This is a genomic window from Ruminococcus sp. BSD2780120874_150323_B10, from assembly GCF_015553695.1.
Lineage (GTDB): Bacteria > Bacillota > Clostridia > Oscillospirales > Acutalibacteraceae > Ruminococcoides > Ruminococcoides intestinale_A.
Map to the genome: position 1 here is coordinate 160,838 of NZ_JADNHD010000003.1, position 13,957 is coordinate 174,794.

16 protein-coding genes and 1 pseudogene are annotated in these 13,957 nt (G+C 37.3%); 4 read left to right on the plus strand and 13 right to left on the minus strand.

The features are described from left to right. Positions 1-162 precede the first annotated feature (162 nt). Entirely contained in the window at positions 163-570 is a 408-nt protein-coding gene (locus tag I2E21_RS03390; protein WP_022234566.1) for a DUF6465 family protein, read from the plus strand. A gap of 194 nt (positions 571-764) precedes the next feature. Continuing rightward, a complete protein-coding gene (locus I2E21_RS03395) occupies positions 765-2,675 on the plus strand; it encodes a TIM-barrel domain-containing protein (protein WP_195410418.1) in 1,911 nt (636 codons plus the stop codon). Positions 2,676-2,742: 67 nt separating this feature from the next. On the opposite strand, the gene I2E21_RS03400 is transcribed toward I2E21_RS03395, so the two are convergent. After that, a complete protein-coding gene (locus tag I2E21_RS03400; protein ID WP_195410419.1) occupies positions 2,743-3,264 on the minus strand; it encodes a type III toxin-antitoxin system ToxN/AbiQ family toxin in 522 nt (173 codons plus the stop codon). A 404-nt stretch (positions 3,265-3,668) separates the two neighbouring features. Here I2E21_RS03400 and I2E21_RS03405 point away from each other — a divergent pair, with 404 nt between their 5' ends. After that, positions 3,669-4,526 (plus strand): helix-turn-helix transcriptional regulator, encoded by an 858-nt coding sequence (locus I2E21_RS03405; protein WP_022233823.1) that lies wholly within the window; start codon positions 3,669-3,671, stop codon positions 4,524-4,526. A 12-nt stretch (positions 4,527-4,538) separates the two neighbouring features. Next, positions 4,539-4,724, plus strand: coding sequence for a DUF4250 family protein (locus I2E21_RS03410; protein ID WP_022233822.1), 186 nt, complete (start codon positions 4,539-4,541; stop codon positions 4,722-4,724). Between the two features lie 48 nt (positions 4,725-4,772). Here I2E21_RS03410 and I2E21_RS03415 read toward each other — a convergent pair whose 3' ends face one another. The 12 genes and pseudogenes from I2E21_RS03415 to I2E21_RS03465 form a co-directional block, all read right to left on the minus strand. After that, entirely contained in the window at positions 4,773-6,056 is a 1,284-nt protein-coding gene (locus I2E21_RS03415) for a folylpolyglutamate synthase/dihydrofolate synthase family protein (RefSeq protein ID WP_022233821.1), read from the minus strand. Next, positions 6,056-6,880, minus strand: a complete 825-nt coding sequence (rsmI, locus tag I2E21_RS03420; protein ID WP_195410420.1) for a 16S rRNA (cytidine(1402)-2'-O)-methyltransferase — start codon at positions 6,878-6,880, stop codon at positions 6,056-6,058. The genes I2E21_RS03415 and rsmI overlap by 1 nt, the downstream gene beginning before the upstream one ends. Then, positions 6,877-7,638 (minus strand): tRNA1(Val) (adenine(37)-N6)-methyltransferase, encoded by a 762-nt coding sequence (locus I2E21_RS03425; RefSeq protein ID WP_195410421.1) that lies wholly within the window; start codon positions 7,636-7,638, stop codon positions 6,877-6,879. Before I2E21_RS03425 ends, rsmI begins: the two co-directional genes overlap by 4 nt. Positions 7,639-7,782: 144 nt before the next feature. Continuing rightward, complete coding sequence (locus tag I2E21_RS03430; RefSeq protein WP_195410422.1) at positions 7,783-8,412, minus strand: hypothetical protein; 630 nt, start codon at positions 8,410-8,412, stop codon at positions 7,783-7,785. 8 nt (positions 8,413-8,420) lie between these two features. Next, the gene (locus I2E21_RS03435; RefSeq protein WP_347708275.1) at positions 8,421-8,813 is read right to left on the minus strand and encodes a DUF6434 domain-containing protein; all 393 of its coding nucleotides are present in this window, start codon (positions 8,811-8,813) and stop codon (positions 8,421-8,423) included. A 12-nt stretch (positions 8,814-8,825) separates the two neighbouring features. Next, positions 8,826-8,999 (minus strand): annotated as a pseudogene (locus tag I2E21_RS12530) (SAP domain-containing protein); the annotation flags it as partial. A 12-nt stretch (positions 9,000-9,011) separates the two neighbouring features. Beyond that, positions 9,012-9,488 (minus strand): hypothetical protein, encoded by a 477-nt coding sequence (locus tag I2E21_RS03440; protein WP_022233816.1) that lies wholly within the window; start codon positions 9,486-9,488, stop codon positions 9,012-9,014. Between the two features lie 121 nt (positions 9,489-9,609). Continuing rightward, on the minus strand, positions 9,610-10,068 hold the full coding sequence (locus tag I2E21_RS03445; RefSeq protein ID WP_195410423.1) for a signal peptidase I: 459 nt from the start codon (positions 10,066-10,068) through the stop codon (positions 9,610-9,612). A gap of 548 nt (positions 10,069-10,616) precedes the next feature. After that, positions 10,617-11,243: a hypothetical protein gene (locus I2E21_RS03450; RefSeq protein WP_195410424.1), complete on the minus strand. Its 627-nt coding sequence runs from the start codon at positions 11,241-11,243 to the stop codon at positions 10,617-10,619. Positions 11,244-11,268: 25 nt separating this feature from the next. Beyond that, complete coding sequence (locus I2E21_RS03455) at positions 11,269-12,291, minus strand: hypothetical protein (RefSeq protein WP_195410425.1); 1,023 nt, start codon at positions 12,289-12,291, stop codon at positions 11,269-11,271. A gap of 224 nt (positions 12,292-12,515) precedes the next feature. Then, positions 12,516-13,007: a pyridoxamine 5'-phosphate oxidase family protein gene (locus I2E21_RS03460; protein WP_195410426.1), complete on the minus strand. Its 492-nt coding sequence runs from the start codon at positions 13,005-13,007 to the stop codon at positions 12,516-12,518. 158 nt (positions 13,008-13,165) lie between these two features. Beyond that, entirely contained in the window at positions 13,166-13,747 is a 582-nt protein-coding gene (locus I2E21_RS03465) for a xanthine phosphoribosyltransferase (protein ID WP_186936139.1), read from the minus strand. Positions 13,748-13,957 lie beyond the last annotated feature (210 nt).

Genomic DNA, 13,957 nt, shown 5'->3' on the forward strand with positions numbered 1-13,957 from the left:
AAATAATTTTACAAATATGTATTATCCGCTGAAATTATTTGCTTTTATTGACTTTTTGTACTTTGAATTGTATAATATATATAAATAAAAATAGTTGTTTTTATTGTTATTTCACAGTGATTTTATGTATTTATTTATATTTTAAGAAAGAGGGATTTTACAATGGCAACAAGAAGAACTGCTACAAAATCGGCAGCTGCCAAGGATGCAAAGGTAGAAACAAAGGCTACTGCAACTGCTGTAAAAGAAACTGCTCCCGTAAAGGAAGCTCCTGTAAAGAAAACCGCACCTAAAAAGGTTGCTCCAAAGAAACCTGCTGCCGTAGCTGCCGCAGCAAAGGCTGCTAAGACAAAGGCTGAAGCTCCTGCAGAAGTTAAAACTGAAACAAAGGTAAACTTTATTGTTGAGTTTAACAACAAGCAGAACTCGGTAGAAGACATTATTAATAATGTTAAAGCTACATACGGTAAAGATGTAAAGGAAATTTCAATTTACCTCAAGCCTGACGAAAACAAAGCTTACTTTGTTGCCGACGGCGAAGAAAGTTCAATGGATGTATTCTTCTGCTAATTAAAAATTACTGAAATTTTAGGAGTCATACTGTTAGGTATGGCTCTTTTTTTGCTTTTTCTTTAATATTTTGGTGAATATTTAATATTTAGATTGATTTTTTACAATTCTGCCTATATAATGAAAATGTATCAAATCCTTGGCACAGACGGTCATACCGAGGTAATAATTTCATTACAAAGGAGCGATATTAAATGATTACAAAGTACACAAGCGGCACCCCTATCCGTACAGACGCTGTTGTAAAAGATTTTGCCGGAATCGACATAAATAAATTCCCCGTTGATTACAAAATCATTGACGGCAAATTCATTTTTAGCTTTGATATGCAGGACAGCGACATAGTTTTCGGACTTGGCGAAGCTCCGAGAGGAATTAACAAGCGTGGCTGGGTATATGAGAGCTTTTGCAGCGATGACCCATTCCACACAGAAACAAAAAGTTCACTCTACGCCGCACACAACTTTCTTATGTTAAACGGCAGCAAGACTTTCGGTATTTTTATTGATTTCCCCGCAAAAATCCGTTGGGACATCGGTTACACAAAACCAAGCCGCACAGAAATCACTGTTGACGGTACAGATTTTGACATCTACATTATCGAAAACGAGAGCAATAAGCCGATTGACATTGTAAAAGAGTTCCGCAGTGCAATCGGTCAGAGTTACATTCCGCCGTTCTGGGCATTCGGTTATCAGCAGAGCCGTTGGAGTTATCCCGACAAAGCTGCCGTTGACGGCGTAATCAAAGGTTATGATGATGCAAAGATTCCGCTCGACTGCGTATATCTTGACATTGACTATATGAAAGACTACAAGGACTTCACAGTTGACGAAGACAAATTCCCGAATTTTGCAGAATATGTAAAAGAAAAGAAAGAGCAAGGTATTCACCTTATCCCTATCATTGACGCAGGTGTAAAAAAAGAAGCAGGCTACGATGTTTACGAAGAAGGCGTTGAAAACGATTACTTCTGCAAAACCGAGGACGGCGAGATTTTTGAAGGCGGCGTATGGCCGGGTATTGTAGGTTTCCCTGACTTTATGCAGAAAGAAGTTCGTGACTGGTTCGGCGCAAAATACGACAGACTTACAGACGCAGGCATTGACGGTTTCTGGAACGATATGAACGAGCCGGCTATTTTCTATTCAACAAAAGGACTTGAAAAAGCGCTTAATAAGGCAAAATCACTTGAGGGCGAAAACCTCGACCTTTCAAAATTCTTTAACCTCAAAGATACTTTCCTCGGACTTTCCAACAGCCCCGAGGATTACTCAAGCATCTATCATATGATTGACGGCAAGCCTGTTTGCCACGACAGAGTTCATAACATTTACGGCGCAAATATGACAAGAGCCGCAGGAGAACACTTTGCAAAGAAATTCGGCGACGGCAAAATTCTTATGTTCTCAAGAGCCTCTTACATCGGTGCACACCGTTCAAGCGGTATCTGGTTTGGCGACAACCATTCATGGTGGTCACACATTCTTCTTAACCTTAAAATGCTCCCGTCCGCAAATATGTGCGGTTTCCTCTACTGCGGCGCCGACCTCGGCGGATTTAACGAAAACGCAACCCGTGACCTTGTTCTTCGTTTCCTTGCTCTCGGAGTATTTACCCCTCTTATGCGTAACCACTCCGCTCTCGGTACAGTAAACCAGGAATGTTACAACTTTGAAAACTCCGAAGATTTCAGAGATGTTGTAACCGTTCGCTACAGACTTATCCCTTATCTTTACGATACATTTAAAAAGGCAAGCGAAAACAACGATATGATTTTCCGCCCGCTTGCTTTTGATTATCCCGACGATAAAATGGCAAGAGAGTGTGAAACTCAGGTTATGCTCGGTAACGAATGTATGATTTGCCCTGTTTATGAGCAGAATGTAAGCGGCAGATATGTATATCTCCCTGAAGATATGACTTTTGTTAAACTAAGCGGTAAAAATGTAGAAACCAAGCCTATGGAAAAGGGCGTACACTTCATTGAAGTTGCACTTAACGAAGTACCTCTCTTTATTAAGAAAGGCAAACAAATTCCGCTTTGCAAACCTGCAATGCGTACAAGCGAACTCAACACCGAAGACCTTACTTATATAGGTTGATTTAAAATAAAAATGACAGCTATTATTTATTGATAGCTGTCATTTGTTGTTTGTAAAACTTTTATGTTTATGTATTGATTTTATTATTGCAATATTCTTGATATGCCTGTTCAAGTAAATTAAAATCACAACTATTTGCAACAAGTTCTTCATTTTTCTTTTCCGTTACTCTCTTATATGTTTTTAATGCAGTTTTATATATATTATCTCTCTTTCTCCTACAAAACGATAATTCTTTACTTGTATGAACTCTGCTTTTTTCAGTGGGCAATGATTTAATCTCAAGTTTATGCAAACATTGTTTTGGTACGGGAATCATATAATTAAAGCGTATTGATCCAAGAATTTTATTATCTTTTTTATCTCGTAAAAGGATTAAATCTTCTTGCGATTTTGCATATGATGTAACCGGCGCAAAATATAACATATTATTTATTTCCAGCACAGCGCCAAAAACAAATTTTTTAGTATTCCAATAATGTACATTAGGCACTCTGGTAAAATTTCTTTTTTCAATTTCTTTTTTCTTGAGAAAATTTATATATTCATCTTCTACATAATAAAAATAAGGAGTACTAAGTTCTGACATAAAACACCTCATAAATCAGTAAAAGGAAGAGGAAAACCTCTTCCTTTTTGTTGATTGCTAAGTCTGCCCTTTGTGGCGGTGAGCGCCAATAACTAAGTCTGCCCTTTATGGCGGTGAGCACCAATAACTAAGTCTGCCCTTTGTGGCGGTGAGCGCCAATAAAACGAGCAATCATCGTTTATCAATATTATTATACATTTTATTATTAATTATGTCAAGCTAACAATATTGACATATTAGCAATTATATACATTATTAACGCAATATTGCATGCAAAATTTTCTATGCAACCGACGGTTGCGGAAATGAAAACTAAAATGTATTGCAAAAAACAGTGGTTGCGGTGTATAATTTGGATAAAGTGAGAGGCAGAACGATCGTCACAAACTCTCAAAGGAGGAAATATGGACATAGAAACTGCAAACAGACTTTTACAATACAGGAAGAAACACAACTTAAGTCAGGAAGAACTTGCAAATAAAATAGGAGTAAGCAGACAGGCGGTGTCAAAATGGGAACGGGCAGAGGCATCTCCCGACACGGATAACCTAATATTGCTTGCCGAAATTTACGGAGTATCGCTTGACGAACTTTTAAAAGGAGAATCGAACAATTCCTCAAAATCCGAAGCCGAGCAGGAAACCGTATCGGAGGAAAGCGCAGACAACACACACCCCCACACAGGCGATGAGGGCACAGAGTATATAAAAGCGGATAAAGTATCTTTTAAAAACGGAATCCATGTTGATGCGAAAAACGGCGACAAGGTACACATCAGCTTTGCAGACGGAATACATGTACAAGACAAAGACGGCACTAAGGTTGATATAGGCAAGGACGGAGTGTTTGTAAACGAAAACGGAAAACAGAGAGTTTATACCGATAAAGACGGTCATATAATGCACGATGCCGATATGACCGACGAAATGTTTGCAGGAGGAAAGCATAAAAAATTTTGGAATTCGTTTCCCTTTTTCGCTATAGCGCTTGTTGTATTCCTTTGGTGGGGATTCAGCGGTTTTTGCTTTGGCTGGGCGCTTAGCTGGATAGTTTTGCTGACAATACCGCTTTACTATTCGCTTGTTGACGCAATTTACAAACGCAAGGCAGACCACTTTGCCTTTCCCGTGCTTGCGGCAATGGCATACATTCTTATGGGATACTTTAACATATTCGGCGGATGGACAGTCGGCTGGGTAGTTTTTCTCACCATTCCGCTTTACTATTGGATATGCTCATTCTTTAAAAATAAAAACAATTAACAGGAGGACATTATGTCAGAATTAAATTTACCGTCAGACCCAATGATTTTATTAAGTTTTATTAACACAAAGTTAAGAGATTTCTATCCGTCACTTGATGCTCTTTGCGAAGACGCAAACATCAGTAAAGATGAAATCGTAAAAAAGCTCTCCGCCATAGATTATACCTACAACGCAGAGCTTAATAAATTTGTATAAAACTAAACGAACGCCCGATTTCAGCGAAAGCCGAAGTCGGGCGTTTTTTTAACCGTTCTTCAATAAATACGGTCTTAGCTCGCCTGCAAGGTAAAGTGAACCGCAGATAACGAGCGGCATATTTTCATTTTTTGCCTTATCAAGCGCCGTTTCGAGAGCCTTTTTGTTATTATCGAATGCCTCAACTTTCGGAAAATGCTGTTTGCATTTTTCGGCAAGTTCTTCGGCCGATAAAGTTCTCGGATTGTTGACCGTTACCGTAAACACTTCTTCAAAAAGTCCTTCAAGCAGATTGATTGAGCTTGCACTGTCCTTATCGGCAAGCATACCCATAAGGCAAAGCCGCTTTTGATTTGGCAGATACTTTTTGACCGCCTTGCTAAGCGCCTCAATTCCGTTCGGATTATGTGCTCCGTCAAGCAAAACTACGGGATTTTTGCCCATAAGTTCAAGTCTTGCGGGGTTTACCGCCTTTGCCATACCTGCCTTTAATGCATTTTTGCTTACAATGATTTTACCGCTGTCGCAAAGTGCTTTTAATGCGGTCAATGCGGTTTTTGCATTTTCCAACTGATGTTCGCCAATCAAATGCAATTCAAGCTCTGTACCGTCATATTCAAAAACAGTGCTTTCAAGGCTTTCTGAAATCACTTTTATTTTTGCACTTTCACTTTTGAAAAGTTCAACATTTCTGCTTTTACAAGTACATTCAATCACGCTCATTGCGTTTTCTTCCTGCTTGGAAGTAACGGCAATCGAGCCGTTTTTTATAATACCGCACTTTTGCCACGCAATCTCTTCGATAGTGTTGCCGAGAATTGCCGTATGGTCAAGTCCGATAGTTGTTATTACCGAGCAAAGCGGCGGCAAAATTGTATTTGTACAGTCAAGAAGTCCGCCCATACCTGTTTCAAGCACAACAATGTCGCATTTCTCGTTTGCGTGAATATAAAACTGCAAAGCGTTTACATACTCAAACTCTGTAATAATAACGCCGTCATTACGCAATTCCTCAATAATCGGAAATGTTTTCTCCACCGCCTCGGTGAGCATTTCCTTTGAAATCATACGGTTATTAATCTGTATTCTCTCTCGAAAATCCGTTATATACGGAGAGATAAAAAGACCTGTTTTGTAACCTGCCTCAACAAGCACAGCCGAAAGCATTGCACAAACCGAACCTTTGCCGTTGGTACCCGCAATGTGAATATACTTTAGTTTATCCTGCGGATTGCCGAGTTTTTCGAGAAAAATTCTCATTCGGTCAAGTCCGGGGCGAGAACCGAATGTCAGCAGTGAATGTATTTTTTCAATAGCCTGTTCGTATGTCATCAGATCAGCTCCTTGTAAATTTCGTTCTTCTTAAAGCCTGTCAGCGCCGCCGCCTCTTTTGCGGCATCTGTTGCCCTTGCACCGTTTTCAATCAACTTCTTAGCGGTTTCAACCGCATATTCAAGTGTAAGCTCTTCGGTATCGTCAACCTGCGGCGCACCCTCAAGCACAAGCACAATTTCACCTTTAACACTGCCGTCGCTTAGATTTTCCGCCGCATTTTTGGTTGTGGTACGGATAACTTCCTCGTGAATTTTTGTAATCTCACGCACAATTGTAAGTTTCCTGTCGCCAAAACTCGCATACAAATCACGCAAAGTCTGCGGCAATTTATGCGGAGCTTCGTAAAAAATTATTGTTCTGTGCTCGTTTGCAAGGCTTTTCAAATGATCTGATCTGCTCTTTTTATTTACGCTCAAAAAGCCCTCAAAAGTAAATCTTCCCGTGCTAAGGCCCGAAACGGCAAGCGCAGAAATAACCGCACTCGGGCCGGGAATTACAACCGTCTTTATGCCACGCTCTTCGCAGAGCTTTACCAAATCTTCGCCCGGATCCGAAATACACGGCATACCCGCATCTGTAACGATGGCGCAGTTTTCGCCCTGCTCTATTCTTGCGCAGATAATCTCTCCACGCTCTCTTTTATTGTGCTCAAAATAGCTGACCATCGGCTTTTTTATGCCAAAGTGATTTAAAAGTTTCAGCGTAACCCTTGTGTCTTCCGCCGCAATAAAATCTACCGATTCAAGAGTTTCCACTGCTCTCGGCGACAGGTCGGAAAGGTTGCCTATCGGTGTACCCGTAACATATAAAATTCCGCTCATAGCTTGTTGTCCTCTGTATTTTCTAAATGATCTGATTTGTAGCTTCCGTAAATTTCAAGCATTTCTTTTGAAAAATTACCGCTTTCGTCCTCTATAAAAAGTGTGGGCAATACATTTAAAAAACCCCGTTTTCCGCCTCGTCTGCCCTCAAGCAAAAACAGTTTCGGCGCTTTTGACACTCTCTGCTGTACAAGTCGCAAGGTCTTTGGCTCTATGTCAAATTTTCTCATAGACTCCATAACATCGCCTAATCTTTCGGGGCGCTGACACATATAAAATCTGCCGCCAAACTGCAGCAGCTTTGATGCCGCCGAGCAAATGTCATCAAGCGTACATTCGCTTTCGTGTCTTGCAATCAGCCTTGCCGAAGTCGGATTTTTGATTCCTCCTCCGCCGATTTTATATGGCGGATTGCACACAACAACATCATAACAGCCAAAATTCAGCTTGCCTTTAAGGTCGCATAAGTCAGCGTTTATAATGTTAATGTTATCGCAAAGTCCGTTGTGTTCAACGCTTTTTTGAGCAAGCGTACAGGCATTTTCCTGAATTTCAACAGCGTCTACTTTTAAGTTTTTATTGTCCCTGCACCACAAGAGCGGAATTGTACCGCATCCTGTGCCAAGTTCCGCACATTTTTTACTGCCTGCGGGCTTTGAAAAATTCGCAAGCAAAATAGTGTCTGTCGAATATCTGTAGCTTTTGGTAACATATATTTCAATGCCGTTGCCCAACGGCTCAAGGTGCAAATTCTCCATTATACAATCGGCAAAGGAAAGCTTTGCCCTCTGCCCTCTCCTTGTAAAATTTAGCTTAACATTTTTATTATACTACTGTAAGGGTAAAACTTCAATAAAAAGCAAAAATTGCTTTTTCTACGGAACAGTATTATATTATAATTTTTATTTTATGTTTTTCTCTATAAATGATGCCAAGTTGTTTTTTAGCATAGTAAATTTCTCACTAGGATTTTCAATTATTTTTGCGTAAAAAATACTACTGCCCTTTCTTATAATATTTTCCTTTTTTAAAAGTGATATTATATTATCATTGTTATTTTTTAATAAATCTTCTATTGAATTTAAAAAATACCATTCTATTCCATCAGTAAGAATCAACGGAGTTTCTTCTAACTCTCCCTCTATTTCATTCTTAAATTTGTTTAAACCTAAATTTCTTGCAGTATCAATAATTGAACAATACTGTATTTTCTTAGTATTTTTATCGATAATAAAATTAGGTCTTTTAAACTCAACTTTCACATACGGCTTTAAAGGATTTATATGAGTATATTTTGCCGGAACAAATATATAATCAGCCCATACAAAATTTTCTTTTGAACCGGTTATTACATCATACTTATTATTCTCTTTTCTATAATTACGGGTATCATATGTAGGTACAACTTTAACATTATTTATATGCTTTATTACATCTTTAAAAAGGGGTCGTAGCATCTCATCGTAATACTGCTCAACATCTGAATTTTCTTTTATTTCTAAAAGTAACTCCCAATAAGCATTAAATTCCATAAATATAATTACTCCTTTTCCAATACATCAAGATCGCTTTTTTCATAACGATTATGTCCCGGCAACTGCTTTTTATATTTCCGGCACTTAATAGCCTCGTCAAGGCTCTTGCCCCGATTATCGGCAAAGAAATCCCTTATATATGTATTGTATTCAAACTGCTTGTCAATTTTTGTCTTACCGTTTTTCTTTTCTTCAAGTATTCGATAATACGCAGTAATCGCATCGGCATAAGTTTTGCCCGTATTGCTTTTAAGCCATTTCTGAAATGCAGCATTAAAAGAAAATCCGTTGCCGATATGTTCCTTAAAAAACGCTCTGTGCTTTTCCGAGCAAACAAAATTCGGCTCAATTTCCGTGTCAGTTGTAATGTTGCCGATTATCTGTGCCTTTTTCTGCACTTTCTTTGCGGCGATAACCTCGCCTGTATCAAGAAAATGTGCTATTCTCTGTGTTATTTCAAGTTTTCCGCCCGATGTCGGTAAACCGTATCAGCGACAAAAATCGACAAGTTCTTCCTTTAAATAATAAAACTCTCTGAATGTCTTGCCGTCAAGATTTTTGTCGAGCTTCGGTCCATCGCTCATACAATACCTCACTTAATTATTATTCTGCGTACAGTTTGCGGCGTCTATTGCAATTGCGAGCATAAGCACCAAAATTTCGTTTCTCGGGTCTGCATAGTCGATAACATAAGTATCTCCCCAACGGAACAGCTTTTTTGAAATCTGCGCAACCATACTGCAAGCCTCGTAAACGCTGTAGTTCCAAGACATAAAATCGCCCTCACAGCGCCAACCGTTGTAGTCGAGGTTATACTTCGGTTTAAAAAAGGTAAATTTTTTCTCAATACTGCCAAACGGCTGTCCGTTTATTTCTATATCAAAAGTCGGCATAAGCGTAAAAAATCGCTGTTTAATCATACCGATTTCATTTCGCTCTCTGTCATATATATGAATCTGATGCGTAAGTCTGAACATTTCAGCCTTTACAAAATATTTCGGCTCGTCATACTCATCATAAACATCGTAAGTATCCGTCCACGAAAAAACTCTTTGTTTAATTAACAGTTTCATTTTAAATACCTGTCTTTCCGTTTTTTAATCAATATTTCATTTCAATCTGTAATTTACAAATATTATAGCATAGCTGTTTTTTTATTACAATAAAAAACAGCTCTCTAAACGAGAACCGTTTTTACGAGTGAAGCCATAAAGTCAAATAACCGATTTTCGGCACTGAATAAATAACTTTTCCTACTATGTCATCTTCTGTTACATATCCGTCATCCGCTGTATTGTTTGCATCACCCTTAGTAATATAAACTGTATTTTCAGTCTGCTTTTGCTCGGATATAATTCTGTGAATTACAGTTTTACCGTTTCTCCTAAATTGAATTATATCTCCTACTGAAATATCTTTATCGTTTTTAGATACAATTACAACATCGCCTATTTTTATTTCGGGATCCATACTACCTGTAGCAACAGATACAGGGGAAACACTTAAAAATCCGCATATAAAAGCAATTACAAAACACAACGCCGCAACTCCGGCCATTGTAAATGCATTGTGTAATTTTCTGCTTACATAATTTCGCTTTTTATCAACACTTTCTTTTGAAAATGCACAATCAAGAGTTATAAGAAAAATCATACAAAGCAATATCTTTATAAATAATTCCATTTTTTCGTTTATAACGGGTTTAAAAGGAATAATTATTATCAAAACTTCAGTAATAAAAGAAAACAAAAATGATGCCAACGCACCGCTCTTATAACATAAAGCTGTCAGTAACAATGAATTTATCAACGCAAGAAAATCATACATTACAAAATTTATTGTACTGTCACCATAAGCACCACTATAGTAAAGAATCACAAAATTGAAAACAGCAAAAGCAATCGCAGTAATTACACAATTTATATATTTGTTAAACCGAGCTTTTTTTAAAGCAAAAATTACGATTGCTCTAAAAAGCTCGGCCATTAATACTACACAAAAGGTAAGTAAAAAATTTTTTAAAGCATCAACTGTGTTCAGGTAATCATTTTTACAAAAACCTAAAACAAAGCCGCCTGAATACAAAAGACTAAGTTGAAGTACGGAAAAAACAAAGCTCCACAAAACGCAATCTTTTCTGGAATTTTTTTCTTTTAGGAAAACATTAATCTTTATAAACTTTAAAAAATCATTCATAATATTTACCTTAATTTATTTTTGTATATTGAAGATGCGATATAAATAACAAATGAAATTAAAATCACTGCAGCTAAACATAGAATTTCAAACTTTTCAAAGCCTGTTTTTACACTTGTATTATTAATTACATCCTTATCATTTTCAGAAGTGTACAATAATTTAAAGCTGAAATTTCCGTTTTCTTTATTTTCGGTATTGTAGCTTGAATCATTGCGCCATCTTACTATAATTGAAAAGCCACTGCTGTCATTCGGCATAAGAATTTCGTTTTTCTCAAACTCCGGCATAATTAATTCAATATAATCAAGCGAAGGTTGTTCAACATATAAATCTGCAAGGGTTACAGGAGAATTTCCTGCATTCTTAACTTCAATATAAATTTTGGCATATGCTCCCGGGAATTTAAAATCACCAAGTTTTGGGGAAATAGTGTTTTTATCAAATAATATACTGTTTTCTCCCACTATGCCATATTCCGATTGTATTTCTGCTCTGCTCACCGATACCTCATAATTTTTAGAGGTATCGGTATATGCATTTACAGTAGCAGAGTACAGAAATAAGAATACAAAAAGGATAGAAGAAATCAGTGCTATTCTGTTTATCAAGAAAAAGTTTATCTTTTTCATAATTTCTCACCCTGCTAAGTATATTTTATTTTGAAACACTTGCACTTGGCGCTTCATCTACTGTATCCTGAACATAAGTGAGTTCTACAGAGAACGGTTGTGCATCAGCAGAAAGCTCGCCTTCTGATTTCACTTTTACAACAAATGTAGCAGTGCAACTCTCACCCGGAGCAAGCACTTTATTATTAAGATTCGGTGTATCAACTACAAATTCGTCAGAAAGTTCTGTAATATTAAATTTACAATTTGAAAGATTTGCATTTACCGTACCGTTATTTGTAATTGTAAGTGAATATTCAGCCCAAGCATCATCAACACTAAAGTTCACATTACCGTAATCCGCTGTTGTATCAGTAAACTGTGCCGGATAAGTTGTTGAACTTTCGGCATTTTCCAAAGCAGCATTTGCGGCTTTATAAGTAAGCTGAACGCTACCGTCAAGATCCTTATAAAATCCACCGATTAACCAACCTATAGCTTTACCTACAACAACACCCTCATTGGCACCGTCATCATTTAAATGTAATGAATATGTAGTTGTGTCAAGCACATTTGGTCTGTAATAATTAATAAGAGATGATTTACTTTCATCAACATCCACTTTAAAGTTTGTAAGACCGCTATCACCCGGAATAACGGCAGTTGTGTAATATCTTTTATCTCTCGGAATCATAAGTTGTGCAGTAAACTCCGCTAATTCATCTTTAGTGATGTTTACGGTTTGAGGATTTTTATCGTCAATTACATACATATATGCGCCGTTAGGCTTGCTGTTAGGATCGTTCACACCGCCAACATATTTTAAAATAACATTGTATTCTACAACCTGAGCAGTTTGTTCAACCGTCACAGCTTCCAAAGAAGGTGTAACACCGTTGCTGATCTTAGTAATTGAAGCATCAGTAATTTTTACATCCCACTTTCCGTTTGCAGATACTGTGCCGTTTGCAGAAATTTCTGTACTCCACTGCGCAAAGCCAAAGCACATTACACCAAGTGCCATTGTACCGGCAGTTACAGCTGATAATAATTTAGTTCTTTTTTTCATAAATATTCCTCCATAAAAGTTGAGTTAGTTACCGCTAACTATGTACCAAAAAAATAACGCTCCGGAGATACTTCTTTGGAAAAAGCTAATAATTGCGACAAGTTAGTTAAAACTAACTTGTCGCAATTATTATATTATTCTTGTTTTGCTTTGTCAATACAAAAGTTACAAATTTTAGCATTGCTACAAAATTACATTAAAATTATTTTATAATATAAACATAATTACAATATAGTTTTAGTCTTTACAAGCTCTATCGCCTGTTTTCCCGTTATATGTTCAATCGTGATTTCGACACAGCAAAGTCCGCTCCGTTCACGCTCGATTTCCTTTTTCACCGCATTAATATCATTGTTATATTTTAAGCCGAAAGAGAGCATTGCCGAATTGATTTTCTCTTCATTTTCCATAATTTCGGCCTTACCAAAAACTACAACACTCCTAAACAAAGTTGTCAATTTTTCCGAATCGACCTCATCTTTTTCAATAACACAGAAAGAAACTTTCTTGTTTTGCTTAATTGCGTCAAGTTTATGTCCGTTTTTTGCACAGTGAAAGTAAATCTTGCCGTCTTTATATACAAAGTTCAACGGAACAGTATATGGGTAGCCGTCATCACCGCTCACGGCAAGCACACCGCTTTTGCAGTTTTTTAATATTTCCAAAGCCTCATCGTTACTAAGCTGTTGTTTAAATCTTCTCATTTTACGAAACATTTTACCGCCTCCGTTGCTACTATTATAGCAAAAATTTTCTTTATTGCAAATCAACAAATATAATGTATTCTTATTATTTATTTTGTAGGCACTTGGTGCTGAAAAAACTTAACCCCGACAAGCTGTATTTTAATCGCCTGTCGGGGTTGGATTTTTATTTATTGTTCCCTGAATTTAACAGTGCCTGTTGCTGCGTCCATCGAATCTACGATTGCGAGGGATTCAAGCTGATAGCCGAGATTGCGAATTATATTGCCGCCGTTCTGAAAACCTTTTTCAATTGCAATTCCAATGCCCTCTACCGTGCCGCCTGCCTGATTTATAATAGAAATAAGACCTTGCAAAGCACAACCGTTGGCAAGAAAATCATCAATAATAAGAACATGGTCGTTTTCGCTTAAAAATTTCTTAGAAACAATCACTTGATTTTTGCATTTGTGCGTGAAAGACTCAACCTCTGCTATGTACATATCGCCGTCAATATTAATGCTTTTTGCTTTTTTCGCAAAAACAACCGGCACATTAAAATGCATAGCTGCAACGCAGGCAATACCTATGCCCGACGCCTCAATGGTGACTATTTTATTTATATTTTTTCCCGCAAATCTTTTCTTAAATTCCGCACCCATTCGGTTGAACAAATCAATATCCATTTGATGGTTCAAAAAGCTGTCAACCTTGAGAACATTGCCCTCTTTAACAATTCCGTCCTTTACAATTCTCTCTTCCAAAAAATTCATATTTTAATCTCTTTCCTTTATGTTTCCTTGCCTTGTCCGCAAAGAAATTTTTAATGCATAATATTATAAATTATATACTTATTTCTAAGAAAATAAAAGGCCTAAAAGGTATTTGATAAAACAAAACAGCCCTTGCAAATTTGCAAAGGCTGTAAAAAGCGAGTATAACAAAGATTATCTCTTTGAGAACTGTGAAAGCGTAAAGAAAAC

Coding starts and splice junctions, on each gene's coding strand:
- I2E21_RS03410 (WP_022233822.1), top strand. CDS start 4,539: ATGTCAGAATTAAATTTACCGTCAGACCCAATGATTTTATTAAGTTTT.
- I2E21_RS03400 (WP_195410419.1), bottom strand. CDS start 3,264: ATGTCAGAACTTAGTACTCCTTATTTTTATTATGTAGAAGATGAATAT.
- I2E21_RS03440 (WP_022233816.1), bottom strand. CDS start 9,488: ATGAAACTGTTAATTAAACAAAGAGTTTTTTCGTGGACGGATACTTAC.
- I2E21_RS03405 (WP_022233823.1), top strand. CDS start 3,669: ATGGACATAGAAACTGCAAACAGACTTTTACAATACAGGAAGAAACAC.
- rsmI (WP_195410420.1), bottom strand. CDS start 6,880: ATGAGCGGAATTTTATATGTTACGGGTACACCGATAGGCAACCTTTCC.
- I2E21_RS03415 (WP_022233821.1), bottom strand. CDS start 6,056: ATGACATACGAACAGGCTATTGAAAAAATACATTCACTGCTGACATTC.
- I2E21_RS03430 (WP_195410422.1), bottom strand. CDS start 8,412: ATGGAATTTAATGCTTATTGGGAGTTACTTTTAGAAATAAAAGAAAAT.
- I2E21_RS03455 (WP_195410425.1), bottom strand. CDS start 12,291: ATGAAAAAAAGAACTAAATTATTATCAGCTGTAACTGCCGGTACAATG.
- I2E21_RS03445 (WP_195410423.1), bottom strand. CDS start 10,068: ATGATTTTTCTTATAACTCTTGATTGTGCATTTTCAAAAGAAAGTGTT.
- I2E21_RS03465 (WP_186936139.1), bottom strand. CDS start 13,747: ATGAATTTTTTGGAAGAGAGAATTGTAAAGGACGGAATTGTTAAAGAG.
- I2E21_RS03395 (WP_195410418.1), top strand. CDS start 765: ATGATTACAAAGTACACAAGCGGCACCCCTATCCGTACAGACGCTGTT.
- I2E21_RS03425 (WP_195410421.1), bottom strand. CDS start 7,638: ATGGAGAATTTGCACCTTGAGCCGTTGGGCAACGGCATTGAAATATAT.
- I2E21_RS03460 (WP_195410426.1), bottom strand. CDS start 13,007: ATGTTTCGTAAAATGAGAAGATTTAAACAACAGCTTAGTAACGATGAG.
- I2E21_RS03450 (WP_195410424.1), bottom strand. CDS start 11,243: ATGAAAAAGATAAACTTTTTCTTGATAAACAGAATAGCACTGATTTCT.
- I2E21_RS03390 (WP_022234566.1), top strand. CDS start 163: ATGGCAACAAGAAGAACTGCTACAAAATCGGCAGCTGCCAAGGATGCA.